General features: G+C 55.6%; 21 protein-coding genes and 1 riboswitch. Of the genes, 10 read left to right on the top strand and 11 right to left on the bottom strand.

Annotated features, from left to right (window positions below; genetic code table 11):
• Positions 1-39 precede the first annotated feature (39 nt).
• Complete coding sequence (locus ACQG03_RS18380; RefSeq protein WP_001303390.1) at positions 40-660, bottom strand: TIGR04211 family SH3 domain-containing protein; 621 nt, start codon at positions 658-660, stop codon at positions 40-42.
• Between the two features lie 237 nt (positions 661-897).
• Between ACQG03_RS18380 and ACQG03_RS18375 the strand changes: the two genes are divergently transcribed.
• Genes ACQG03_RS18375 through hldE form a run of 3 tightly spaced genes read left to right on the top strand, consistent with a single transcriptional unit; the run spans position 898 to position 6,547 of the window.
• Positions 898-2,199: an inorganic triphosphatase gene (locus tag ACQG03_RS18375; RefSeq protein WP_063163859.1), complete on the top strand. Its 1,302-nt coding sequence runs from the start codon at positions 898-900 to the stop codon at positions 2,197-2,199.
• A 21-nt stretch (positions 2,200-2,220) separates the two neighbouring features.
• Positions 2,221-5,076, top strand: coding sequence for a bifunctional [glutamate--ammonia ligase]-adenylyl-L-tyrosine phosphorylase/[glutamate--ammonia-ligase] adenylyltransferase (gene glnE, locus ACQG03_RS18370; protein ID WP_063163860.1), 2,856 nt, complete (start codon positions 2,221-2,223; stop codon positions 5,074-5,076).
• 40 nt (positions 5,077-5,116) lie between these two features.
• Positions 5,117-6,547, top strand: a complete 1,431-nt coding sequence (gene hldE / locus ACQG03_RS18365; RefSeq protein WP_063149087.1) for a bifunctional D-glycero-beta-D-manno-heptose-7-phosphate kinase/D-glycero-beta-D-manno-heptose 1-phosphate adenylyltransferase HldE — start codon at positions 5,117-5,119, stop codon at positions 6,545-6,547.
• Between the two features lie 114 nt (positions 6,548-6,661).
• Here the strand turns inward: hldE and ubiK are convergent, their stop codons facing one another.
• On the bottom strand, positions 6,662-6,958 hold the full coding sequence (gene ubiK, locus ACQG03_RS18360; protein ID WP_000566823.1) for a ubiquinone biosynthesis accessory factor UbiK: 297 nt from the start codon (positions 6,956-6,958) through the stop codon (positions 6,662-6,664).
• A 120-nt stretch (positions 6,959-7,078) separates the two neighbouring features.
• Positions 7,079-7,229, top strand: a riboswitch (FMN riboswitch).
• Positions 7,230-7,334: 105 nt separating this feature from the next.
• Between ubiK and ribB the strand changes: the two genes are divergently transcribed.
• Positions 7,335-7,988: a 3,4-dihydroxy-2-butanone-4-phosphate synthase gene (ribB, locus tag ACQG03_RS18355; RefSeq protein ID WP_003862538.1), complete on the top strand. Its 654-nt coding sequence runs from the start codon at positions 7,335-7,337 to the stop codon at positions 7,986-7,988.
• 44 nt (positions 7,989-8,032) lie between these two features.
• Here ribB and ACQG03_RS18350 read toward each other — a convergent pair whose 3' ends face one another.
• From ACQG03_RS18350 to zupT, 5 genes are all read right to left on the bottom strand, one after another.
• Positions 8,033-9,094: a type 1 fimbrial protein gene (locus ACQG03_RS18350; protein ID WP_063163861.1), complete on the bottom strand. Its 1,062-nt coding sequence runs from the start codon at positions 9,092-9,094 to the stop codon at positions 8,033-8,035.
• The gene (locus ACQG03_RS18345; protein WP_023298622.1) at positions 9,078-9,839 is read right to left on the bottom strand and encodes a fimbrial biogenesis chaperone; all 762 of its coding nucleotides are present in this window, start codon (positions 9,837-9,839) and stop codon (positions 9,078-9,080) included. Before ACQG03_RS18345 ends, ACQG03_RS18350 begins: the two co-directional genes overlap by 17 nt.
• A 9-nt stretch (positions 9,840-9,848) precedes the next feature.
• Positions 9,849-12,293, bottom strand: a complete 2,445-nt coding sequence (locus tag ACQG03_RS18340; protein WP_063163862.1) for a fimbria/pilus outer membrane usher protein — start codon at positions 12,291-12,293, stop codon at positions 9,849-9,851.
• 76 nt (positions 12,294-12,369) lie between these two features.
• Positions 12,370-12,930, bottom strand: coding sequence for a fimbrial protein (locus ACQG03_RS18335; RefSeq protein WP_022649431.1), 561 nt, complete (start codon positions 12,928-12,930; stop codon positions 12,370-12,372).
• Positions 12,931-13,196: 266 nt separating this feature from the next.
• The gene (gene zupT / locus ACQG03_RS18330) at positions 13,197-13,970 is read right to left on the bottom strand and encodes a zinc transporter ZupT (protein WP_022649430.1); all 774 of its coding nucleotides are present in this window, start codon (positions 13,968-13,970) and stop codon (positions 13,197-13,199) included.
• A 130-nt stretch (positions 13,971-14,100) separates the two neighbouring features.
• Between zupT and ygiD the strand changes: the two genes are divergently transcribed.
• Positions 14,101-14,889: a 4,5-DOPA dioxygenase extradiol gene (gene ygiD, locus ACQG03_RS18325; RefSeq protein ID WP_063146973.1), complete on the top strand. Its 789-nt coding sequence runs from the start codon at positions 14,101-14,103 to the stop codon at positions 14,887-14,889.
• 81 nt (positions 14,890-14,970) lie between these two features.
• Here the strand turns inward: ygiD and ACQG03_RS18320 are convergent, their stop codons facing one another.
• From ACQG03_RS18320 to tolC, 3 genes are all read right to left on the bottom strand, one after another.
• Positions 14,971-16,131 carry a glutathionylspermidine synthase family protein gene (locus tag ACQG03_RS18320; protein WP_022649428.1) on the bottom strand — a complete coding sequence of 387 codons (1,161 nt, stop codon included), beginning with the start codon at positions 16,129-16,131 and terminating at the stop codon, positions 14,971-14,973.
• Between the two features lie 2 nt (positions 16,132-16,133).
• The gene (locus ACQG03_RS18315) at positions 16,134-16,799 is read right to left on the bottom strand and encodes a DUF1190 family protein (RefSeq protein WP_063150196.1); all 666 of its coding nucleotides are present in this window, start codon (positions 16,797-16,799) and stop codon (positions 16,134-16,136) included.
• A gap of 190 nt (positions 16,800-16,989) precedes the next feature.
• Positions 16,990-18,468: an outer membrane channel protein TolC gene (gene tolC / locus ACQG03_RS18310; protein ID WP_022649426.1), complete on the bottom strand. Its 1,479-nt coding sequence runs from the start codon at positions 18,466-18,468 to the stop codon at positions 16,990-16,992.
• A gap of 203 nt (positions 18,469-18,671) precedes the next feature.
• Here tolC and nudF point away from each other — a divergent pair, with 203 nt between their 5' ends.
• Genes nudF through parE form a run of 5 tightly spaced genes read left to right on the top strand, consistent with a single transcriptional unit; the run spans position 18,672 to position 23,080 of the window.
• Complete coding sequence (gene nudF / locus ACQG03_RS18305) at positions 18,672-19,304, top strand: ADP-ribose diphosphatase (RefSeq protein WP_022649425.1); 633 nt, start codon at positions 18,672-18,674, stop codon at positions 19,302-19,304.
• Complete coding sequence (locus ACQG03_RS18300) at positions 19,301-19,723, top strand: DUF1249 family protein (RefSeq protein ID WP_003862516.1); 423 nt, start codon at positions 19,301-19,303, stop codon at positions 19,721-19,723. Before nudF ends, ACQG03_RS18300 begins: the two co-directional genes overlap by 4 nt.
• Positions 19,724-19,750: 27 nt before the next feature.
• Positions 19,751-20,578, top strand: coding sequence for a 3',5'-cyclic-AMP phosphodiesterase (gene cpdA / locus ACQG03_RS18295; RefSeq protein ID WP_023298619.1), 828 nt, complete (start codon positions 19,751-19,753; stop codon positions 20,576-20,578).
• A complete protein-coding gene (yqiA, locus tag ACQG03_RS18290; RefSeq protein ID WP_023306967.1) occupies positions 20,578-21,159 on the top strand; it encodes an esterase YqiA in 582 nt (193 codons plus the stop codon). The genes cpdA and yqiA overlap by 1 nt, the downstream gene beginning before the upstream one ends.
• 28 nt (positions 21,160-21,187) lie before the next feature.
• A complete protein-coding gene (gene parE, locus ACQG03_RS18285) occupies positions 21,188-23,080 on the top strand; it encodes a DNA topoisomerase IV subunit B (RefSeq protein WP_022649422.1) in 1,893 nt (630 codons plus the stop codon).
• A gap of 125 nt (positions 23,081-23,205) precedes the next feature.
• Here the strand turns inward: parE and ACQG03_RS18280 are convergent, their stop codons facing one another.
• On the bottom strand, positions 23,206-25,335 hold the full coding sequence (locus ACQG03_RS18280) for a TonB-dependent siderophore receptor (RefSeq protein ID WP_063163863.1): 2,130 nt from the start codon (positions 25,333-25,335) through the stop codon (positions 23,206-23,208).
• Positions 25,336-25,680 lie beyond the last annotated feature (345 nt).

Raw genomic sequence — 25,680 nt, 5'->3', positions numbered from 1 at the left:
TTTCGCAAGATGATACGTAAGTGTGGCAGAGAAGACGAGTTAGTTCATCCAGCGGTCTTTACGTTTACGGCTTGGGATAAGGTGAGGAAGCACCAGACCCAGCACCAGACCGACGCCCAGTACGCCGCCGCCATACATAAACCACTGCATGATGATGGTGCGTTGTTTGTCATCCAGCTGTAGATTCGCGGCGTTTACTTTCTTCTGTGCGACGATCAGCTCATTTTTCAGCTTCTGATTTTCGTCTTTCAGGCCGGCGATCACGCTGTCGCTTTGCGCCACTTTCTGCTGCATCTCTGCGGTGCGCTGGTTCCAGGTACCGTCAATGTTGTTCAGCTTATCGGTCAGAGTTTTCACCTGATTTTCCAGATCCGGCACGCGGGTGCGCAGGCTTGGCACTGTGCTTAGCTCTTTCAGCGGGATCCATGAGGTGCGGCCAGAGCTGTCACGAACCTGACCGTAATTGGTGTCTGCGTTAGTTTGCAGCAGAGTCACTTCCTCGCCGGCATTTACCGTACCCACGAGGCGATAATTGTCTCCAGGGCCGCTGCGTACCCAGGTATTCAGTTCATCAGAAACGTAACGTTTCTCTTCAGCGTGGACCGCGGTTGCGGCGCTAAAAGCGAGTAAAGTAAGTCCAATCAGGCGTAATTTAAGCATATCAGTCGTTATTTTCATAAAAAGTGGAACGATAGTAGTGGTATCAGTGTCGCTACGCAAAGGATTCATCATCAATCGGAATCATCTGTGTCATGATTTCCACCGCTTTAAACTTTTACGCCCGTCAAATTGCTCATTGCGTGGCAATTTGGCGCAAAATACTATGTACTGACAAACAAATGGCGAGGAAGTTCGCCTTCATCGACGCGTCTGTGACGCACGCAAAAGTACAAGGCTATGGCACAAGAGATCGAATTAAAGTTTATCGTCGAAAAAGACAGCGCTGACGCGCTCCGCCAGCATCTGAACACGCTGTCCGGCGAGCACCATGAACCCGTACAGCTGCTCAACATCTATTACGAAACGCCGGACAACTGGCTGCGCAGCCACGATATGGGCCTGCGCATCCGTGGTGCGAACGGGCGCTACGAGATGACGATGAAAATCGCCGGTCGCGTGGTGGGCGGTTTGCACCAGCGTCCGGAATACAATATCGACATCAGTAAGCCAGAACTTGAGCTGGATCGTTTTCCGGCGGAAGTGTGGCCGGAAGGGACGCTGCCCGCAACGCTGTCGGCAGAGGCGCAACCGCTGTTCAGCACCGATTTCTGGCGCGAGAAATGGCTGGTGACGGAAGGCAAGAGCCGCATTGAGATTGCGTTTGATCGAGGTGAAATTAAGGCTGGTGAAGAGCAGGAGCCGATCTGCGAATTGGAACTCGAACTGCTGGAAGGCGACGCGAGCGACGTGCTGAAGCTGGCGCGCAAGCTGGTAAACCAGCCTGGCCTGCGTCAGGGCAGCCTGAGTAAAGCGGCGCGCGGCTATCACCTGGCCGCCGGGAATGCGCCGCGCGTGCTGCGAGAAACCCCGATTCTGCGCGTTGTGCCGAAAGCCTCCGTTGAGCAGGGCATGGAAGCGGCGCTGGAGCTGGCGCTCTCTCAGTGGCAGTACCACGAGGAGCTGTGGGCGCGTAACGTGAAAAATGCCAAAAAACAGGTGCTCGCTGCTATGGGGCTGGTGCGTCACACCCTGGCGCTGTTCGGCGGTATTGTACCGCGTAAAGCCAGTGCTCACTTACGTGATCTGCTCACTCAAACCGAAACGCTGATGCTTTCTGACGTGTCGGCACAAACGGCGATCTACAGCCCGCAAAACGCCAGCGCGAAACTGGCGTTGACCGAATTTCTGGTGACGCGCGGCTGGCGCATTTTCCTCGATGCGAAAGGGCAGACTAAAATCGCGGAAAACTTCAAACGTTTTGCGGATATCCACCTCTCCCGTCACGCGGCCGAGCTGCGAACCACCTTCGCGCATCCGCTGGGCGACCAGTATGGCGATCAGCTTCCCCGCCTGGCGCGTAACATCGACAGCATGTTGCTGCTGTCAGGTGCGTATGAGGGCGTGAAGGCGCAGGCCTGGCTGGAGAACTGGCAGGGGCTTAAGCATGCCATCGAGACCCGTCAGCAGATTGAGATCGAGCATTTCCGCAACGAGGCCATTTCGCAGGATCCGTACTGGCTGCACAGCGGAAAACGTTAATTCTGGCAAGGAACCCCTGATATGCCGCTTTCTTCGCAGTTACAGCAGCACTGGCAGACCGTTTGCGAACGCCTGCCTGAGTCGTTACCCGCGTCATCGTTAAGCGAGCAGGCGAAAAGCGTGCTCACGTTCAGTGATTTTGTGCAGGAGAGCGTCAGCGCTAACCCGGACTGGCTGGCAGCGCTGGAAAGCGCGCCGCCGCAGGCTGACGAGTGGCGGCATTATGCTGGCTGGCTGCAAACCGCGCTGGCAGAGGTGGCAGATGAACCCACGCTGATGCGCGTTCTGCGTCAGTTCCGCCGCCGGGTGATGGTACGCATTGCCTGGGCGCAGGCGCTGGAGCTGGTGAGTGAAGAGAGCACCTTGCAGCAGTTGAGCGAGCTGGCGCAGACGCTGATCGTCGCCGCGCGGGACTGGCTCTACGCCGCCTGCTGTAAAGAGTGGGGCACGCCGTGCAGCGAAGACGGGGTTCCGCAACCGCTGTTGATTCTGGGGATGGGCAAGCTGGGCGGCTGCGAGCTCAATTTTTCCTCAGACATCGATCTGATTTTTGCCTGGCCGGAAAACGGCTCCACGCGCGGCGGTCGTCGCGAGCTGGACAACGCCCAGTTCTTTACCCGCCTGGGGCAACGGCTGATTAAGGCGCTGGATCAGCCCACCCAGGATGGTTTTGTCTACCGCGTGGATATGCGTCTGCGTCCGTTTGGCGACAGCGGGCCACTGGTGCTGAGCTTTGCCGCGCTGGAAGATTATTACCAGGAGCAGGGGCGCGACTGGGAGCGTTACGCGATGGTCAAAGCGCGGATCATGGGCGACAGCGACGATGCCTACGCCAACGAGCTGCGCGCCATGCTGCGCCCGTTCGTGTTCCGCCGCTACATCGACTTTAGCGTGATCCAGTCCCTGCGAAATATGAAAGGGATGATTGCCCGCGAGGTGCGTCGCCGTGGCCTGAAGGACAACATCAAGCTCGGCGCGGGCGGTATTCGTGAGATCGAATTTATCGTCCAGGTCTTCCAGCTGATACGCGGCGGGCGCGAACCTTCTCTGCAATCCCGCTCGCTGCTGCCAACGCTCAGCGCTATCAATCAGCTGCATCTGCTGCCGGAAGGCGACGCGCAAACGCTGCGTGACGCTTATCTCTTCCTGCGTCGTCTGGAAAATTTGCTGCAAAGTATCAACGACGAACAGACCCAGACGTTGCCCGGCGACGAGCTGAACCGGGCGCGTCTGGCCTGGGGGATGCGGGTGGATGACTGGGCGGCGCTGACGCAACGGCTGGAAGCGCATATGGCGGGCGTGCGCCGCATCTTTAACGATCTGATCGGCGACGACGAAAGTGAATCGCAGGACGATGCGCTCTCCGAGCACTGGCGCGAACTGTGGCAGGACGCGCTTGAGGAAGATGACACCACGCCGGTGCTGGCGCACTTAAGCGACGATGCCCGCCATCGCGTGGTGGCGTTGATTGCTGATTTCCGTCTCGAACTGAACAAACGCGCCATTGGCCCGCGCGGTCGGCAGGTGCTGGATCATCTGATGCCGCATCTGCTGAGCGATGTCTGCTCCCGCGAGGATGCGCCGGTGCCGCTGTCGCGCATGATGCCGCTCCTGAGCGGGATCGTCACGCGTACCACCTACCTTGAACTGTTAAGTGAGTTTCCCGGCGCGCTGAAGCACCTGATTTCTCTCTGCGCCGCCTCGCCGATGGTGGCGAACAAGCTGGCGCGTTATCCGCTGCTGCTGGACGAACTGCTCGACCCGAATACGCTGTATCAGCCGACGGCGACGGATGCCTACCGCGACGAGCTGCGTCAGTATCTGCTGCGCGTACCGGAAGAGGACGAAGAGCAACAGCTTGAGGCGCTTCGTCAGTTTAAGCAGGCGCAGATGCTGCGCGTGGCGGCGGCAGATATCGCCGGCACCCTGCCGGTAATGAAAGTGAGCGATCACTTAACCTGGCTGGCGGAAGCGATCATCGACGCGGTTGTCCATCAGGCGTGGGTGCAGATGGTGGCCCGCTACGGGCAGCCGAAACACCTTGCAGAGCGCGAAGGCCGCGGTTTTGCGGTGGTGGGTTACGGCAAGCTGGGCGGCTGGGAGCTGGGCTACAGCTCCGATCTGGATCTGATTTTCCTCCACGACTGTCCGGTTGACGTGATGACCGACGGCGAGCGCGAAATCGACGGGCGGCAGTTCTACCTGCGCCTGGCCCAGCGCATCATGCACCTGTTCAGCACTCGCACCTCATCCGGCATTCTGTATGAAGTGGATGCGCGTCTGCGCCCGTCCGGCGCGGCAGGCATGCTGGTTACCTCCACGGAGGCTTTCGCCGACTATCAGAAGAACGAAGCCTGGACGTGGGAGCATCAGGCGCTGGTGCGCGCCCGCGTGGTGTACGGCGATCCGCAGCTCAAAACGCAGTTCGATGCGATCCGCAAGGCGGTCATGACGACCCCGCGCGAAGGCTGTACGCTGCAAACCGAAGTGCGGGAAATGCGTGAGAAAATGCGCGCGCACCTTGGCAACAAACATCGCGATCGCTTTGATATCAAAGCTGATGAGGGCGGGATTACCGATATTGAGTTTATCACTCAGTATCTGGTGCTGTTGCACGCGCACGATAAGCCGAAGCTGACCCGCTGGTCGGATAACGTGCGCATACTGGAACTGCTGGCGCAGAACGACATTATGGATGAGCAGGAGGCGCAGGCATTAACCCGCGCCTACACCACGCTGCGTGACGAGCTGCACCATCTGGCCTTACAGGAACAGCCGGGCCATGTGGCGCTGGACGGTTTCACCGATGAACGCGCGCAGGTGACCGCAAGCTGGCAGAAGTGGCTGGTGGAACCGTGCGTAACAAAACAAGTGTGATATTATCGCGCGCAAATTGTGAATCTTTCTGGAGTCAGGAATGAAAGTAACACTGCCAGAGTTTGAACGTGCTGGAGTTATGGTTGTCGGGGATGTGATGCTGGATCGCTACTGGTATGGGCCGACCAGCCGTATCTCTCCGGAAGCGCCGGTGCCGGTAGTTAAGGTCGACACCATTGAAGAACGTCCAGGCGGCGCGGCAAACGTGGCGATGAACATAGCCTCGCTGGGCGCGCATTCGCGTCTGGTGGGCCTGACCGGCATTGACGATGCGGCGCGTGCGCTGAGCCAGTCGCTGGCGGACGTGAACGTGAAGTGCGACTTCGTTTCTGTTCCGACCCACCCAACCATCACCAAGCTGCGCGTGCTGTCGCGTAACCAGCAGCTGATCCGCCTCGACTTTGAAGAAGGGTTCGAAGGCGTTGATCCTGAGCCGCTGCATGAGCGCATTAGCCAGGCGCTGGGCAATATCGGCGCGCTGGTGCTGTCTGATTATGCCAAAGGTGCGCTGGCGAGCGTGCAGACCATGATCCAGCTGGCGCGCAAAGCCAGCGTTCCGGTGCTGATCGACCCGAAAGGCACCGATTTTGAGCGCTATCGCGGCGCAACCCTCCTGACGCCCAACCTCTCTGAGTTTGAAGCGGTGGCGGGCAAGTGCAAAACTGAAGAAGAGCTGGTTGAGCGCGGCATGAAAATCATCGCTGATTTCGAGCTGTCTGCGCTGCTGGTGACCCGTTCAGAACAGGGCATGACGCTGCTGCAACCGGGCAAGGCGCCGCTGCATATGCCAACCCAGGCGCAGGAAGTGTACGACGTGACCGGTGCCGGTGATACGGTGATCGGCGTGCTGGCGGCGACGCTGGCGGCGGGTAACACTCTGGAAGAAGCGTGCTACTTCGCGAACGCCGCGGCGGGCGTGGTCGTCGGTAAACTCGGGACCTCCACCGTTTCGCCAATCGAGCTGGAAAATGCGGTGCGTGGGCGTGCGGATACCGGCTTTGGCGTCATGACCGAAGACGAGCTGAAAGTGGCCGTTGCCGCCGCGCGCAAACGCGGTGAAAAAGTGGTGATGACGAACGGCGTGTTCGACATCCTGCATGCGGGTCATGTCTCGTATCTGGCGAATGCGCGCAAGCTGGGCGACCGCCTGATTGTGGCGGTCAACAGCGATGCCTCAACCAAACGACTGAAGGGTGAAACGCGTCCGGTGAACCCGCTGGAGCAGCGCATGATAGTGCTCGGCGCGCTGGAAGCGGTGGACTGGGTGGTCTCATTTGAAGAAGACACCCCGCAGCGCCTGATTGCCGGAATTCTGCCTGACCTGCTGGTGAAGGGCGGTGATTACAAACCAGAGCAAATCGCAGGTAGCGAAGAGGTCTGGGCGAATGGCGGTGAAGTGATGGTGCTCAACTTTGAGGACGGGTGTTCAACCACTAACATCATTAAGAAGATCCAGAAAGACAGTCAGTAAAAAACGGGCCAGTTGGCCCGTTTTTTTATGTCGGATGGCGGCTGCGCCTTACCCGACCTACGCGTTCATGTAGGCCCGGTAAGGCGTAGCCGCCACCGGGCACAACAGGCCGCACTATGCCTGGTCATCCACCGGTGGAATAGCTGGCGCTGGCTTCACCTCTTCCGGCGCATTGCGGCTCTCCAGCTCGCTCAGACGCTGTTCCAGCAGCGCCAGCTTCTCGCGGGTGCGCAGCAGCACCTGCGTCTGCACGTCAAACTCTTCGCGGCTGACTAAATCAAGGCGAACCAACTGTGCCTGCAACGTCTGGCGGATTTTCTTCTCAACGTCATCACCAAACTCACGAATACCTTTCGGCATGGACTCATGAACCTGACGCGCGATCTGCTCAATTTTTTTTGGGTCAATCATTGTCGTTTCCCTTGATGAAAAGGTGTTAGTGCCTATTGTAGCGCGTCATGCCGCGGGTTAAACAAAATTGTTTGAAGCTTATGCATTGCCCAGGGTAATCAATAGCGTTATAGTTATCTCGCTTATTCTCAGGGCGGGGCGAAATTCCCCACCGGCGGTAAATCAGCTTAACGCTGAAAGCCCGCGAGCGCTTTGGGTGAATTCTCAAAGGTCAGCAGATCCGGTGTAATTCCGGGGCCGACGGTTAGAGTCCGGATGGGAGAGAGTAACGATCCAGTCGGGCAAGGCCCGCTCACGTTATTTTTTTGCCGCTTGTACGGCGCTCCTAAGACTGCCCTGATTCTGGTAACCATAAAGTTAATGAGGTTTTTTTACCATGAATCAGACGCTACTTTCCTCTTTTGGCACTTCAACTCAACGTGTTGAACATGCACTGGATGCACTGCGCGAAGGCCGCGGTGTGATGGTGCTTGACGATGAAAACCGTGAAAACGAAGGCGACATGATTTTTGCCGCCGAGAACATGACCGTTGAGCAGATGGCGCTGACCATCCGTCACGGTAGCGGCATCGTATGCCTGTGCATCACCGAAGACCGTCGCCAGCAGCTTGATCTGCCGATGATGGTTGAAAACAACACAAGCGCCTTTGGTACCGGCTTCACCGTGACCATTGAAGCGGCACATGGCGTCACCACCGGGGTGTCGGCGGCTGACCGCCTGACTACCGTGCGTGCAGCGATTGCTGATGGTGCAAAACCCTCCGATCTGCACCGCCCTGGTCATGTCTTCCCGCTGCGCGCGCAGCCGGGCGGCGTGCTGACCCGTGGTGGTCATACCGAAGCGACCATCGATCTGGTGACGCTGGCTGGCTTCAAACCCGCAGGCGTGCTGTGCGAACTGACCAACGATGATGGCACCATGGCGCGCGCGCCGGAGTGCATCACCTTTGCGCGTCTGCACAATATGCCAGTGGTGACGATTGAAGATCTGGTTGAATACCGCCGGGCGCATGAGCGTAAAGCCAGCTGAACATGCTGATGTGAAAAAGCCGGGGAAACCCGGCTTTTTTGCTTCTAGTGGTAGTTAATTTTGAACAGTACCACGGTTTCAAACGGCCCGGACTGAATCGCTTTTCCTTCATCCCGCGAAAGTTCAGCCGTGTAGTTTTGCTCAAGATTCATCATATCGCCCGTAAAATCGGCGTATTCCTTGTACTGGTTGAATGTGTAAGGCTCCGTTCCGTTAAGAATACGCAGCTTTAACCCATTCCCTATCAGTACCGCGGTGTCGTCTGCGCTGAGCGTTTCGGTTGTGTAAAATGACGAGTCCATCTTAAATCCGTCCGAGCACTGGGCATCCTGCACTTTGGTGGTTCGTATTGAAAACGTGCGAATACGCTTCTGCTGATTCACAATGTCGCGCGCACTGAAGGTGCCGAAGTCGATCTCCTGATTCTCAGGGTAAATGCTAAACGTCGCCCCGCAATCAAGTACCGTAATGTTTTGCAGCCCGTTGATGTGATACTTCAGGTTCTTCGCGTCGGCCATCTGATTAACGCCACCCTTACCGTCAAATTGCACAACGATGTAATCGCTGAGCGAACTGACATAGCCATGCGGCGGCACAGCCTTTATTCTCACGAAAAGTCGTAATCGGGCGACGAACGTGCGCGAAATATGGATATCATCCGGATTACCAGAGCAAATGCGATTCTCCCAACCCATCTGGCGGATTTGAGCAGGGGTGTAAATAGTGATGTTATTGTTGTCCAGACACTGGCGGGTATCCACGCCGTTGGGCTGACCTGTAGCATCGTAATCTATACCTTCATAGGTGACGCCCAGCTCATAATAGGGATCGGTTGCGACAGGATAAGGATTTACCCAGGCAAAGACATCTTCCGGCTTAAAATTGCTCGAGACGTTGTTGTCACACGTCACCGGAATCCTAATGTCATCAGACTCCCATATTTTTTGGCCAATTTGGGCGTTGCTGGGTATGGCAAAGGGGGAGATCGTTTTTGTCTCCTCGACGGAACCGCCAGAGCCACCCAGATAACAGTTAAGCGCCCTCGCATCTTCCAAAGGTAGCGCTGAAAGCAGCAATGTAAGCAGGACACTAGCGAGCTTTCGCATCTTTATCGATTTTCCGTTCGGTAAGTTTACATTGCGCCGTTCCGGTGCACTGCACGTCGACTTTTTTCAGGGCACCGTAATCGTCGATATAGCCGATGCTGTAATAACTACCGTGGTAATCGCCGGTAGACGCGGTTGCCGTGGCGAAAGGCGCAATCATCAGACTGTCAAAACCCGGCAGCATGGTTTTAGCATTTTTGCTCAGCCACGCCAGCGTGATGTAGTACGGCGTAGGGTTGTGGACCGTGAGCCCATTCGCGTTGGCGGAAATTTCCATTCGCATTTCAGTCAGTTCGCCGGATTTTTTGCTAATCGCTTCTGGACGCCAGAACAGCTTAATTCGGCTCTGCATTGCTACCTGCATCACGCTGCGCTCCTCGCTGGCGCTGGTGTTTTTTGGCGGTACTTCACGCAGGTTGAAATAAAACAGCGATTCCCTGTCTCCTGGCAGCTGGCGAGTAGCGGCTTGTTTAACAATCCTTATCTGCGACGAGGTGCCCGCTTCGATACGTTGAATGGGGGGAAGCGCCATAAAGTGCGTATCTTCTTTTTGTCCCTTTTCATCTTCAATCCAGGAGAGCGCCAGATAAGGCAGCACCTTGCTCTGATTGTCCACTTTCAGGCTGCTGGCCTTGTCGCTTTCTGGAAAAACAATGCGCGTGCGGTCCAGATTAATGGCTGCGTGGGTAGCAAATGCTGTGCTGGTTAGCATCAGGCACAGGCTTTTAAACGGCGTTAATTTCATGATGATTTCTTACTGACACGGCAGTATCAACTGCATACTGTTTTCTAAGTGAGAAGGTAACGAGAAGCGACACTGTTGGTTGTCGCCCCATGTCACGCGAAACTGCTGTTCTGGCTCAACGGCGGCCAGCCAGACGCGGCCTTCATCGGCCACCATCCCAACCTGCAAATTGCTTGCTTCCAGGCGAACAATCGCCCCGAGAGGTGGCGCTCCTGATGACATTCGCAGAACGCCTGTCACGTCCTTACCTGCGCGCGTGGCAATCTGACGATAACCAATGGCTCCCTCAGTCCAGGTTGAGGTCACGACGCGGTTGTCTACGTCCACGCCATCAGGGAGGTTGTTCAGATTGACCTGCACGCTGGAGGGGGAATAGCTGGAGAATGACGGTAAAACGCCGATGCCAAAACGGTTGGTCTCATCTCGCGACATGTTCAGCGGGATATTGCCTACCCCGTCGGTGCTGACCATCACACGAGGTTCATTACCGTAGCTTCGCCGGTGCAGCGCGGCGCCTTTCGCCGTTGAGGTGAAGGAACCACTCCAGCTCGCGCTGAGGGAGTTATATTCGTCAGCTTTATAGCTGCCTGAGAGATTGAGATCGCCGTACGTAGAATAATGCTGATAATTCCCGCTGACCTGCGCGCCGGAATCTGGCTTTCCGCTCTCCGCGCCTGCGGAAACGCCCCAGGTATTATTGCGATCCGACGTGTCATACCACGACACGTTATGACTCAGCGTGTCGCTGTTACGCAGGTCATAGTTAAGACGATGATCGGGATCGAGCGGTACGCTGAGCGAGAGATAGAACTGAGTATCGTCACTTTCGTCTTCCTCATCGTAATGCGTTTTACTCCAGGACAGGGTTACGCCGAGGTTCTTCCAGCGGCCCATATCAAAGTTGTAGCCCGCCGTGATGCTGCCGGTCGTGGAAGGTGAATCATTCCACCATGTCTGACGCAGCATGTTGACGTACAGGTTCAGGGATAACGCTGAAATGTACTGGCTTGCCGTCACGCTCAGGGTTTGTTTCTCCGACTGGCGGTCACCGTCGTCATAATCAAGGTAGCGGGCGTAGCTCAAAAACTGGGGGTCTGAGTAGCGGTAGCTGGCAAGCGTAAGCTGACTGCCGGTGGTATCGAAACGCTTGCTGTAGTTAATGCGATAGCTGTAACCCGTCTGACTGCGCTGGTGTGGCAGCTGGCTGGTGGCCTGCGTGACGTCAAAAGAGAGCGCCCCCAGCCAGGCCATATTCTGGCCGATCCCGGCAGCGACGGAACGATAACCGTCGCCATCAGTCAGCGTGCCGCCATACAGGGAGGTGTGTGACAGCATGCCCCAGGAAAATTCGCCGCTCATGAAGGCGTTATCTTCGACGTCATGGGAGGCACCCTGGCGCGCTTTACCCGCCGCGAACTTGTAGCGAACCTGACCCTTGCGCGTTAAAAACGGCACGGACTCGGCAGAGACCTGGAAGGTGCTGACGCGGCCGTCCTCTTCCGTGACTTTGACGTCCAGCGTGCCCTGAACCGACTGGTTAAGATCCTGAATAACAAACGGGCCTGGTGGCACTTTACTTTGGTAAATCACGCGATCGGCAAGGCTTACGGTTACGGTGGCGTTGGTTTGTGCTATTCCGGTAATCTGTGGGGCATAGCCGCGAAGCGACCATGGCAGCATACGTTCATCGCTGATTAGCGATGCGCCGGTGTAGGTGAAGGCGTCAAAAATTGCGGACTGGAAATCCGTTTCACCCAGCGTCAGTTTCGCTCCGATTGAGGGCAGAGGGCGGAACATATAAACGCGTGAAAAACGGCCATCCTGCTCTGAGCCTGCTTCAGTATCGCTTCGCGTGTACTGGTAATCGCTTCGCAGGCGCCACGCGCCCATGTTCGCACCGACGGTGCCATAGGTATTGGCGTTGTTATTGCTGCTGCCGCTATTGGGCTGATAATGGCTGGCAAAAAGATTGTAATCCAGCAGTACGCCCGGCACGCCGTTGTCCCAGGTGGATGGCGGCATCCAGTCCACCGCACGGTATTGCAGCCATGCCTGGGGGATCGTCACATTCAGGGATTGGCTATCTTGCTCAAACGTAAATCTGATGTCTGGTCTGGCGGCGAAATCAACGCATCCCTCTTTTTCTGGCAAAGCGTGACGAACCTCATCCTGTAACGCAAATGTATCGGCCAGTTCGGGAGGAATACACACCTGAACCGCGTTATTTATTTCTCTCCAGCGAAGGAGCCAGCCATTTGCCAGCGGAATATCATTAACTGAAACCGTAACGAAATAGCTTCCCGGCGTAACCGATATTTGATCTTTAAAACGTGATAAATCGACGCTGCCGCGCTGATCTTTATCGATGGCGTTTATATTAAATTCAGTGGCAGAGGTAAGTCTCGTCATTAACAGGGATGCAATGATGATTATCCATTGTAATTTGTATGTCATCATCCTGTTACTCGAATATATAAAGGATGCCGACCGGCATGAATTACCAGTCGGCTAATACTGTGACGTAACAGAACTATTTGTACAACAGGACGTAGTTAGCCGTGGCTTCAACCTGGCCTGCCGTCGCAGTTTTACCCGTGGGGACTTCCATAACCGCTTTGAAATGCAGCGTCTGGGTGGTTGATCCTGCCAGTAACTCAACCTCGTTGGATTCTCCCAGCGTGATAGCAGCCTCCGCATTATCCAGCAGACGTACACCCACGTTCTGCGCACCACTTGCATAGGTGTTACTCATCAGGCTGGTGTCTGTCGCGTCTGTCGCTGCGCTGGTGAAGGTGACATCCACTTTGGTAATTGGCGTGTCGGTTTCGTCTGCCGGATCGTCAAGCTGGCAGTTTTCCAGATTAATATCGACCGGAACCGGCGTAGATTTTTTGTTGGCGTTGATGACGGCCGTAGTCACTTCACCCAGATCGACTTCTTTATCAACGCTGTCTGGTGCGATGCTGCACGGTGCGTCAATAACAACACCTTTGAATTTGATTTTGCCAGAGCCTTGATCTTCAGCAAAAGCAGAACCCGACACAATGCCAGCCATAGCCGCTGCTAACAGTAATTTCTTACCCATATACATGGAAATATCCTTTTTCAAAGTGATTCATAATGTGAATATTAATTTCAGAATACTTGCAAAGTATACGGATTGGGGTGGGAATACGCGATTAACGTGACTTAAATATATTTGTAGGTGCTTTTAATTAATATTTTCAGGCTATCTTAAGAGGCGTCTTTTTTTGAAATTCTAATGGGTTTATATTTGGTGAGTTATTATAGGATAAATATATAGGATTGTTATTTTGAATAGTATAATGCCTCCGTATGAAACGGAGGCATTAATTCTTAACCAATACCTGCCGTTTGTAGCAGAACCAGACTCATCCCCATCACTGACATTCCACACAGCACGCCGTAGCTTGGGTTATTGTTGGGATCGATCTCTTTTGCCAGCGGCATCAGCTCATCGACAGATAGCGCGACCATAATCCCGGCCACGGCAGCCATAATTGCAGCCATTACAACCGGGGATACGAGGCTACCGAGGATCAGCCACGCCAGCACGCCGCCGAGAATTTCAGCCATCCCGGAGATACCCGCCCAAAAGACAGCTGTACGTTTTGAACCCGTGGCGGCATAAACGGGCCCGGCAACGGCAAGTCCTTCAGGAATATTGTGCAAAGCAACGGCCAGCGCGACACCAAAACCCATTTCCAGGTTGCTGCTGGCCGTGACATAGGTGGCGATACCTTCCGGAAAGTTATGCAGGCTGATACCCAGCGTCAGCAGAATGGCCGTGCGTTTGATATTGCCAGGGATGGGGGCAACGCTTTTTTGCATTAGATCCTGCGGGTGCGCGTGAGGAAGGATACGGTCGAGTGCAAAATAACCCAGCAGGCCAATGATAAACATGCCATAGCCCAGAACAGGCGACATCCCTTCGGCGTGAAGCGCGGCGGGCAGCATCTCCATCAGCGAGATAAGCAGCATAATCCCGGCGGCGAAACCCAGCGAGAAGGCCAGCAGGCGATTAGAGGGTTTTTGACCGAGTACCCCAAGGAACGCACCGATAAAGGTCGCGGCGCCCGCAAGTAAGGTCAAAATCAACGGTACTGACATGCATTCTCCTTAAGCGATATCTGGCATTCAAATTTCCTGATGATGATCTTCACGGTTATCTACGTTCATCTTCACCTGAATGCGCGTAATGTAGGCCCATCACTTTGTCACTTCCTCTAAGGATATCACCATGTCTCCTTCTCGTATGCCAGCACTGTTTTTAGGCCATGGCAGCCCCATGAACGTTCTGGAAGATAACGTCTATACCCGCGCCTGGCGTCAGCTGGGTAAGACGTTACCGCGTCCGAAGGCAATTGTGGTGGTCTCTGCGCACTGGTTTACCCGGGGTACCGGCGTGACGGCCATGGAAGCGCCAAAAACGATCCATGATTTTGGCGGTTTTCCGCAGGCGCTGTACGATACGCATTATCCGGCCCCCGGTTCGCCTGAGCTGGCGCAAACGCTGGTGGATTTGCTGGCACCTTTCCCGGTCACCCTGGACAAAGAAGCCTGGGGCTTTGACCATGGCTCATGGGGCGTGCTGATTAAGATGTATCCTGATGCGGATATCCCGATGGTGCAACTGAGTATCGACAGCACCAAACCGGCTGCCTGGCATATGGAGATGGGGCGTAAGCTGGCTTCGCTTCGTGATGAGGGCATCATGCTGATTGCCAGTGGCAACGTGGTGCATAACCTGCGTACGGTACGCTGGCACGGTGAAAATACGCCGTACCCTTGGGCAACAGCCTTTAATGACTATGTAAAAGACAACCTGACCTGGCAAGGGCCGGTAGAAACACATCCGCTGGTGAACTATCTGGATCACGACGGCGGTTCGCTCTCTAACCCGACGCCGGAACACTTCTTGCCATTGCTGTATGTATTAGGCGCATGGGACGGTCAGGAGGTTATTACAACACCGGTCGACGGTATTGAGATGGGGAGCTTGAGTATGCTGTCGGTGCAGGTGGGGTAAAACATGCCCGGTGGCGCTGCGCTTACCGGGCCTACGCTCAACATGTAGGCCGGGTAAGGCGAAGCCGCCACCCGGCAAGTCTTATTCAATAAAAATATGCGGGTAGAAACGCGACAGATCCTGCGTAATCAGCGCGCGATCTTCGCGAATACCAATCCCGGCAGGCTGATCGTTAATAAGCCAGCTGCCGATCAGCGTATAGCTGTCGCCAAACTTCGGCAGTTGATAAAACGCCTGGACGATCATCCCTTCCTCACCGTACGGCCCTTCAACCGCTTCCAGCGTTTTACCGTTTTCGATAATCGAGACGTTCGCGCCTTCACGGGAGAAGATTGGCTTAACGACGTATTTCTCCATCGGCGGGAAATCATCTTCGGCAAAGTAAGCAGGCAGCAGGTTCGGGTGGTTCGGGAACATCTCCCACAGCATTGGCAGCAGGGCTTTATTGGAGATAATGCTCTTCCAGGCTGGTTCCAGCCAGCGCACACCGGCGTCTTCCAGCTTGGTAGAAAACATTTCGCGCAGCATGTATTCCCACGGGTAGAGCTTGAACAGGTTGCTGATCACCTGATCCTGCGTGTCCGTAAACTGACCTTTTTCACCTAAACCGATCTCTTCGATATAGAGGAATTCCGTCGCCACTTCCGCTTCGGCTGCGCAGTCCTGCAAATACTGAACCGTACCGCGATCTTCTTCGGTATCGCGACAGCAGGCGAGGTGCAACAGGTTGAAACCGTGCTGTTCTCGCAGTTCGGCGAAACGCTCAATCAGTTTTTCCTGAAGGCTGTTGAACTGGTCGCTGCCTTCCGGCAAGTTTCCGGCATTCGCCTGATCTTCCAGCCAGATCCACTGGAAGAACGCGGCTTCGTACAGGGAGGTTGGCGTATCTGCGTTGTTTTCTAAAAGCTTCGGTTCACCCACGCCATCCCATGCCAAATCGAGGCGAGAGTAGAGCGAAGGCTGGTTCGTTTTCCAGGACTGACGAACAAAGCTCCAGGTGTGCTTCGGAATGCGGAATTTGGTCATCAGCTCATCGCTGTCGATGACTTTCTCTACCACCTTCAGGCACATCTGGTGCAGTTCTGCGGTCACCTCTTCAAGCTTTTCGACCTGCGCGAGCGTGAGCTTATAGTAAGCGTCTTCACACCAGTACGGCTCGCCGTACATGGTGTGAAAGTTGAAACCGTATTCGGTGGCTTTTTCGCGCCAGTCCGGGCGCTCGACAATACTGACTCGTTCCATGATCAGCCGCCCATTGAGCGAGTCGAAGAGCCGGTCGCACTACGCTGCATGGTGGTTTGTTTCGCCACAGACTCACCGAAGCCGCCACGGGTAATGGTGCTGGTAGTGGCTGGTTTCGGTGCCATCGCGGTTTTCGGTACGGTCATCGTACGGCCAGGCGTTGCAGCACCGTAACCCTTGCCGGTGGCATCGGTGTATTTACCGTACGCCGGGCTGTTTGGGTTTTTAGAACTAAACAGCGGTTGCTGCTGGTAGCCCGCGCCGCCGCTCATCAGACGGCCCATCATATAACCCGCCATCAGAGGCATCCAGAAGCTACCGCTGGACTGTGCCTGCGCCTGGTTTTCCGGTGCCATACCTGCCTGAGCAGGAGCCTGCTGGCACTGACCTTCGCCGAATTCGGCTACACAGTCTTCGCGTGAGGCATATTTCGGCGCGGTACGTTCTGCCTCTTTCATGGCGTTGTTATAGGCCGTCGTACACTCGGCGGCTTTACCGGTTGCGCTCGCACAATCGTCAGCGTTTTGATAGAGCGACACCGTTTCGTCGCTTTGCTCACAGCCTGCCAGCATAAAGACGGCGGTGACCGCCAGCGCGACAGGTGTCAGGTGGCGTGCGTTCCAGCTTTTGCGGAACGACGCGTGATTCATCGTTTTTGTCCGTTTCATATTTGTCTTCCAGGACCCAGGGGTATTAACGCTCAGGATAGAGGATGAGTGGTTGAAAATGAAGCGAAGAGGGGCGAAATCCGGGGGATCTTTACGTTGGCTTACGTTCGGGGGGGATTAATGTGCTCCCTCTCCCTGTGGGAGAGGGCTGGGGTGAGGGCATCAGGCCGCATTGGGCCTGATGACACACTTAGTTGCGGAACGGATTCGTGCCGCTGCTGGCAGGTGAGGTGCTGCGTGCTGCCGCTGGCTGTGCAACCGGGGCGCTGCCGTTAGCGTTGAAGTTATCAACCGCGGCATCCTGCTCTGGATTTTCCGGCGCCACGCTGTCAGGCGACGTGGATACCGGTTTACCCAGCGTACTGTTCAGCATTTGCAGATCCTGCTCGTTCAGCGTACCCAGCGCCTGCTTGATGTTCAGCTGGTTAATCAGGTACTGGTAACGTGCGCTGGAAAGCTGCTGTTTCGCGTTATACAGCGTGGTCGTTGCGTCTAACACGTCAACGATGGTACGCGTACCGACGGAGTAGCCTGCTTCCATCGCGTCCAGAGAGCTTTGCGCAGAGACAACGGCCTGTTTGTAAGCGTTGATGCTACTGATAGAGGCATTGACGTTGTTAAAGGAAGAACGCACGGTCTGCACCACGTTGCGGTGCGCGCTTTCCAGCTGCTCGCTGGCACCCACAAAGTTGTACTGCGCCTGTTTCACCTGAGAGTTAACCATCCCGCCCTGGTACAGCGGCAGAGAGAAGCTGAGGCCCACTTTGTTCTGGCCAACGTTGCTGTCGTCATAGGCCTGAGACGTCGTTTTAGACCCGCTGTAGCTGGTATCCGATACGCCGGTAGAGGCGCTCAGGCTCAGGGTTGGCAGGTGACCATCCTGTGCAAGGCGGATCTGCTCGCGTGCCAGATCCTGGCTCAGGCGCGCCTGCAATAAGGTCAGGTTACGGTTTTCCGCTTCTTTCAGCAGAGCATTAACCGCCTGCGGTTTGTCCGTTTTGAAACTGTCCACGTTCAGAGAGGCCAGCTCAGGATAGTAGTTACCGGTGACCTGACGCAGTGCTTCCAGTGCGTTGTCGAGGTTGTTACGTGCGGTCACTTCGTTAGCCAGTACGGTATCGTACTGTGAACGGGCGTTCTGCACGTCAGTGATCGCAACCAGACCAACATTAAAACGCTGGGTGGTTTGATCTAACTGACGGTAAATCGCCTGTTTCTGCGCTTCGGTATAGGAGAGCGCGTCAATCGCGCTCAGTACCTGGAAATAGGCGGTCGCGGTATTCAGGATCAGCGTTTGCTGATCGGTCTGATAGGTGACATCCTGAATGCCTGCGCTCTTTTCCTGCAAACTCAGTTCACGCCATTTGGACATGTCGAACAGGGTCTGTGTAAGCTGTAAAGAGGCGCTGGTGGCATTCGAGTCGATGCCATTGTTATCGCGAAAACCGTTAGTGTAGGTATAATCTGCACCTAAGCCTAACTGCGGCAGCAGTGGACTACGTGCTTCGTTAATCTTTTCAAACGCAGCATCACGATCGGCCGCTGATTTACGTAAATCAGGGTTGCCCAGACGTGCCTGCTGGTAGACCTGTAACAGGTTCTCTGCCTGGCTCATTGCACTGAAGCCCGTCAGGCTCAGGCCGATAAGGATGGGGAGCAATTTCTTCATTTGCATTCCTTGTTGTGAAGCAGTATTAGCGCTGATCTAATTAAAAATAATTGCCGATTCTAACAGAATCATCCACACCAAAAGGTTGGCGTAACGTGCCATCTGGCGGTAATTTGCTCCAATCTACCATATAGCCATACAAACGGCAGCCAAACAGCCTTGAAATTCACAATTTCATCACCATTGCTACCAGGACTCGACCGATGCAAAAACCAGAAAACGTGCCTGTCACCTTCGCCAAAAACGATGTAGAAATTATTGCACGAGAAACGCTTTATAGCGGTTTTTTTTCAATGGAACTTTACCGTTTCAGGCATCGCCTGTTTAACGGTGAAATGAGCGGTGAAATCAAACGCGAAATTTTTGAGCGCGGGCATGCGGCAGTCTTGCTACCCTTTGACCCAGTGCGTGATGAAGTCGTGCTGGTCGAGCAGGTCCGTATTGCGGCGTATGATACCAGCGAAACGCCGTGGTTGCTGGAGATGGTGGCCGGGATGATCGAGGAGGGTGAGTCGGTCGAAGACGTCGCTCGCCGTGAGGCGCTGGAAGAGGCAGGCCTGGCGATCGGTCGGACGAAACCGGTGTTGAGCTACCTGGCAAGTCCGGGGGGAACAACGGAACGCTCATCTATTATGGTGGGCGAAGTGGACGCCACGACAGCGAAAGGGATCCACGGTCTGGCAGATGAAAACGAAGATATTCGGGTTCATGTGGTGAGTCGGGAGCAGGCTTACCAATGGGTAGAAGAGGGTTTAATCGACAACGCAGCGTCTGTCATCGCCTTGCAATGGCTGCAACTGCATCATCAGAATTTACGAAACGAGTGGAAAAAATGAAGCGCTATACACCTGACTTCCCAGAAATGATGCGCCTGTGCGAAACCAATTTCGCCCAGCTGCGCCGCCTGCTGCCGCGAAACGACGCGCCCGGCGAAACGGTAAGCTATCAGGTGAGCAACGCGCAGTATCGGTTAACGATAACAGAATCAACGCGCTACACTACGCTGGTGGAGATTGAGCAAACGGCGCCGAGCATCAGCTACTGGAGCCTGCCGTCAATGACGGTACGTCTTTATCATGATGCGATGGTCGCTGAAGTGTGTTCAAGCCAGCAGATCTTTCGCTTCAAAGCGCGGTATGATTATCCGAATAAAAAGTTGCATCAACGCGACGAAAAGCATCAAATTAACCAGTTTTTAGCCGATTGGCTAAGATATTGTTTAGCACATGGAGCAATGGCGATTCCGGTTTGTTAGCGTCATAAACCTACCTAAGGACACCATTTGGAAAGCCTGTTGAACCTGACTGTTGCTGGTGGGGCGCCAGTCAGGATATTACAAATCACCGACACCCACCTTTTTGCCGAAAAGCATGAGACGCTTCTGGGCGTGAACACCTGGGAGAGTTATCAGGCGGTTCTTGACGCGATCCATGCTGAAAAGCGGCCATGCGATCTGATCGTCGCGACAGGCGATCTGGCGCAGGATCAATCCTCCGCAGCCTATCAGCATTTCGCCGAAGGAATTGCGAGCTTTAGTGTGCCTTGCGTCTGGCTACCGGGCAATCACGATTTTCAGCCCGCCATGTACAGTTCGCTTCAGGAGGCGGGGATTTCGCCGGCAAAATGTGTCTTTACGGGGGACCAGTGGCAAATTCTGCTCCTCGACAGTCAGGTGTTTGGCGTTCCGCACGGTGAGTTGAGCGACTATCAGCTTGACTGGCTGGAGACAAAACTGGCCGCCGAACCGAATCGTAATACGCTGCTGTTACTGCATCATCATCCGCTGCCGGCGGGCTGTAGCTGGCTTGATCAGCACAGCTTACGCAACTCTGCGGCGCTGGATAGCGTGCTGGCGAAATTCCCGCGCGTGAAAAATTTGCTGTGCGGGCACATTCACCAGGAACAGGATCTTGACTGGAACGGTCGCCGCCTGCTCGCGACGCCGTCCACCTGCGTGCAGTTCAAGCCCCATTGCGCTAACTTCACGCTGGACACCATCGCACCGGGCTGGCGCTGGCTGGACCTGCATGCCGACGGCTCGCTGACCACCGAAGTGTGCCGTCTGGCTGGCGCGCAGTTCCGCCCGGATACCGCTTCAGAAGGCTATTGATGTCGACGCTCCTCTATCTGCACGGGTTCAACAGTTCTCCGCGTTCCGCAAAGGCGACGCAGTTTCGCCAGTGGCTGAGCGAACATCATCCGCACGTGGAGATGATTATTCCGCAGCTGCCCCCTTATCCGGCGGACGCGGCAGAAATGCTGGAATCGATTGTGCTTGAACACGGCGGCGAATCGTTTGGCGTTGTCGGCTCGTCCCTCGGCGGCTACTACGCCACCTGGCTGTCGCAATGCTTTATGTTGCCCGCTGTCGTCGTTAACCCGGCGGTCCGGCCATTTGAGCTGTTAAGGGACTTTCTTGGCGAAAACGAGAACCCCTACACCGGCCAACAATATGTGCTAGAGTCACGCCATATTTACGATCTCAAAGTTATGCAGGTCGACCCGCTTGAAGCGCCCGATCTTATCTGGCTGCTGCAACAGACGGGAGATGAAGTGCTGGATTACCGCCAGGCAGTGGCGTATTACGCATCCTGCCGCCAGACTGTAGAAGAGGGCGGAAACCATGCTTTCACGGGCTTTGAAGATCATTTCACCCAGATTGTCGATTTTCTTGGACTGCACAGCCACTGACAATCAATGCGAATTGCTAGCTTAAATCATGACGCAAACCTATAACGCTGATGCCATTGAGGTACTCACCGGGCTTGAGCCGGTTCGCCGCCGCCCGGGGATGTACACCGATACGACGCGCCCAAACCACCTGGGCCAGGAAGTAATTGATAACAGTGTGGACGAAGCGCTGGCAGGTCATGCCAAACGCGTGGACGTTATCCTGCACGCCGATCAGTCGCTGGAAGTCATCGACGATGGCCGCGGCATGCCGGTGGATATTCACCCGGAAGAGGGGGTTCCTGCCGTTGAGCTGATCCTCTGCCGTCTGCATGCGGGCGGTAAGTTCTCCAACAAAAACTACCAGTTCTCTGGCGGCTTGCACGGCGTGGGGATCTCCGTGGTTAACGCTCTGTCAAAGCGCGTGGAAGTGAACGTCCGTCGCGACGGACAGGTGTATAACATCGCGTTTGAAAACGGCGAAAAAGTGCAGGATTTGCAGGTCGTCGGGACGTGCGGTAAACGCAACACCGGCACCAGCGTCCATTTCTGGCCTGACGAAAGCTTCTTCGACAGCCCACGCTTTTCTGTTTCCCGCCTGACGCACCTGCTGAAAGCCAAAGCGGTGCTGTGCCCAGGCGTAGAAATCACCTTTAAAGATCACGTTAACAACACCGAACAGAGCTGGCGCTACGAAAAGGGTCTGAACGACTACCTGTGCGAAGCGGTTAACGGCCTGCCGACCCTGCCGGAAAAACCGTTCGTCGGGAATTTCGAAGGTGATACCGAGGCGGTGGACTGGGCGCTGCTGTGGCTACCTGAAGGCGGTGAGCTGCTGACGGAAAGCTACGTCAACCTGATCCCAACGCTGCTCGGTGGGACGCACGTCAACGGCCTGCGTCAGGGTCTGCTGGATGCGATGCGCGAGTTCTGCGAATACCGCAACATTCTGCCGCGCGGCGTGAAGCTTTCCGCAGAAGATATCTGGGACCGCTGCGCCTACGTGCTTTCCGTGAAAATGCAGGATCCGCAGTTTGCCGGTCAGACTAAAGAGCGCCTGTCGTCACGCCAGTGTGCGGCGTTTGTTTCCGGCGTGGTGAAAGATGCGTTTACCCTGTGGCTGAACCAGAACGTTCAGGCCGCAGAAATGCTGGCTGAAATGGCGATCTCCAGCGCCCAGCGTCGTCTGCGCGCGGCGAAGAAAGTGGTGCGTAAAAAGCTGACCAGCGGCCCCGCGCTGCCGGGCAAGCTGGCGGACTGTACCGCGCAGGATCTCAACCGCACCGAGCTGTTCCTGGTGGAAGGGGACTCGGCGGGCGGATCGGCCAAGCAGGCGCGCGATCGTGAGTATCAGGCGATCATGCCGCTCAAGGGTAAGATCCTCAACACCTGGGAAGTCTCGTCTGATGAAGTGCTGGCCTCGCAGGAAGTACACGACATCTCCGTGGCGATCGGCATCGATCCGGACAGCGACGATCTGAGCCAGCTGCGCTACGGCAAGATCTGCATTCTCGCGGATGCGGACTCCGATGGCCTGCACATCGCCACGCTGCTGTGCGCGCTGTTCGTGAAGCACTTCCGCGCGCTGGTGAAAAACGGTCACGTCCACGTGGCGCTGCCGCCGCTGTACCGTATCGACCTTGGCAAAGAAGTCTACTATGCGCTGACGGAAGAAGAGAAAGCGGGCGTGCTGGAACAGCTGAAGCGCAAGAAGGGCAAACCGAACGTGCAGCGCTTTAAAGGGCTGGGCGAGATGAACCCGATGCAGCTTCGCGAAACGACGTTGGATCCGAACACGCGCCGTCTGGTGCAGCTGACGATCAGCGACGAAGACGAACAGCAAACCAACGCCATGATGGATATGCTCCTTGCCAAGAAACGTTCGGAAGACCGACGTAACTGGCTGCAGGAGAAAGGCGATATGGCGGATATTGAGGCCTGATGCTGAAAAGCCCTGCGATGCAGGGCTTTTTTTTGCCCGGTGGCGCTGCGCTTACCGGGCCTACGATCGATCCCCTCGCCCCTCTGGGGAGAGGGTTAGGGTGAGGGGAACGCCTCGCACTGACGTCAAAACTCCATCTTCACCGTAAACTGCACTTCACGCGGGTCGCCAATCTGGTTGCCCAGGTTATTGGTCGCAATCGACGACGTGTAGTAGGTCTTATCAAACAAATTCTTCACGTTCACCTGTAGCGTCACCGGATATTGCAGCTTCATTTTGTACGCCGCAAATGCATCCGCCACGAAATAGCCCGGCAGATAATAATCCGCACCGTTAGTCGCTGAACGACGGCTCACTCCGTGCCCGCCGCCGCCAATTGTCAGCGTATTCCCGGCAAACGCATTGTGAATATCGTACGTCAGGAACAGGGAGCCGGTATGGCGCGGCACGTTTGGCAGCGGTTTGCCCGCGTAGTCCGGGTCTTCCAGCACCTTCGCATCGGTATAGCCGTAGCTGGCGATAATGTTGGTGTTCTCGGTCAGCGATCCGGCGAGATCCACTTCGACACCCTGCGAGCGCACGCGGCCCGCGGTTTTGGCGACGGTTTCATCACCGATGCTCTCGGTGTACAGCACGTTGCGCTTGTGGATATCAAACAGCGCGATGTTGGCAGTAATGCCGTCGAACAGGTCGAATTTAGCGCCTATTTCATACGCGTTCGACGTTTCCGGCGGCAGGTCGCCGATGTAGCTCGCAATGGACGACTGCGGCATAAACGTCTGGGAATAGTTAGCAAACAGGGAGACTGCCGGCGTGAGCTTGTATACCAGGCCCAGCTTCGGCGTCCACTGGTCGTCGCGGCTGTCGGTGTTGACGTTAAACGGACGGCCTTTGCCCGCGTACTGGGTGTAATACTGGTAGCGCAGCCCGGCAACGGCGATCCATTTATCGGTCAGGTACAGCGCGTCCTGCGCGTAAGCGGAGTAGCTCTCCTGCTTGATGGTTTGATCGCTGTCGGATGCCGAGACGGTGGTGCACTTGCCGAGGCTGCCATAGCTCGGGTTGTAAATATTGAAATCCTTAACGTTCTTACAACGGATCATGTCCGTACGCAGCAGATCGTAATTCTCATACGACACGCCGGTCAGGATCTCATTGTAAAAGCCCGCGATGTCCACGTTCCCCTGCAAATCTGCCCGCGTTGTGTGCATACGCTGGGTCGAACCCTGGGTCGCATCCACGCGGCGGGTCAGGTTGCCGGTTTTTGAATCGTAGGCCATCACGCGAGCCTGGTTATCGCTGTACTTATCCTGGCTGTAGCTGTAGTCGAACTTCGCGGTCCACTGGCTGTTAAGGCGATACTCCGCATTAAGCTGAGCGAGGTCGGACTGACCGTCGGTCACGTTAAATGGCTCATCAAAGCGGGTTTTGCGATCGACGTCGACGGCCTTTTTGGTGTTGAGATCGAAGATCGTTCCGCGATCGAACGGCGTTTTATAGTCGCGATGCGAATAGAGCACGGTCACGGTGGCATCATCGCCGAACCAGGTCAAAGACGGGGCGATAAAGGTGCTGCGTTCGGTGCCGAAATTACGCCAGTAATCCTCGTCCTGATACTCCCCCGTCAGGCGATAGGCCAGACGCGTACCTTCAAGCGGACCGGTGACGTCAAACTGTCCGGTACCGCCGCCAAAGCTGGTTGATGTGGCAGAAATCGAGCCGCCGAAGGTTTTCTCCGGGCGTTTGGTCACCACGTTAATCAGGCCGCCGGGGTCGAGAATACCGTAAAGGGTCGAGGCCGGGCCTTTTAGCACCTCCACGCGCTCGGTTGCGGCATTGAAGCTGCGCGGCAGCACGGTGCGCAGGCCGTTGGTCATGATCGAGCCATCGCGGTTTGCGCCGAAGCCACGGCGCACGAAGGCATCCTGCGTGCCGCCCAGGGTGTTGGTCTGCACCACGTTGCTGACGTTATACAGCGCCTCGTCGAGCGTGGTCGCGTTTTGGTCTTCCAGCACTTTATCGCTGACGGTATTGACCACCTGCGGGATGTCCAGCATCGGCATGTTGGTCAGCGTGGCGGTGGAGGTGTTCAGGGGCTGATAGCCGCTGGTGGCGTCGGTGGAAGCGTAAGGGTCGGCAGTGACGGTAAGCGTCTCACCGTCTTTTGCTGCTGCGTGCACCAGAGGCGCCATGAACAGGAGTGAAAAGAGCGCGCGCCCTTTTACCCCGGCGAATGAAGGTGTGAACTTAGCCATTACATCTGTTTTCCCAAAATATCCTGCGATGAAATGCTCGCGGAAGAATGTGTGAGTCATTGCCCTTACGGTCTGTCCGTTAGCCTCTACGGCATCGGACTTGTAATTGAGAATCATTCAAGCATGAGGGAATGTAGTAGTAAATGGAATAAATAAAAATTTCGCTACAGAGGTTTCTCTCTGGCTAATACGCGTTGATTTCCTGTTTAAGGCATTGAAAATAATTGATAAAAAGGAATTTTGATTTGTGAAGCGATGCTCAGTTATCCCTGGGGTTTACAGGGTATATCTTCGCTTGACTACTACATGGCGCGGCGGCAAACTCACAAAAGAGAATGAGTTTTA

The sequence above is a fragment of the Enterobacter cloacae complex sp. 342H5 genome (assembly GCF_050030905.1).
In the GTDB taxonomy this organism is placed as follows: domain Bacteria; phylum Pseudomonadota; class Gammaproteobacteria; order Enterobacterales; family Enterobacteriaceae; genus Enterobacter; species Enterobacter intestinihominis.
The sequence above is the reverse complement of the archived record's forward strand: the minus strand, read 5'-3'. Positions and strand labels throughout refer to the sequence as shown.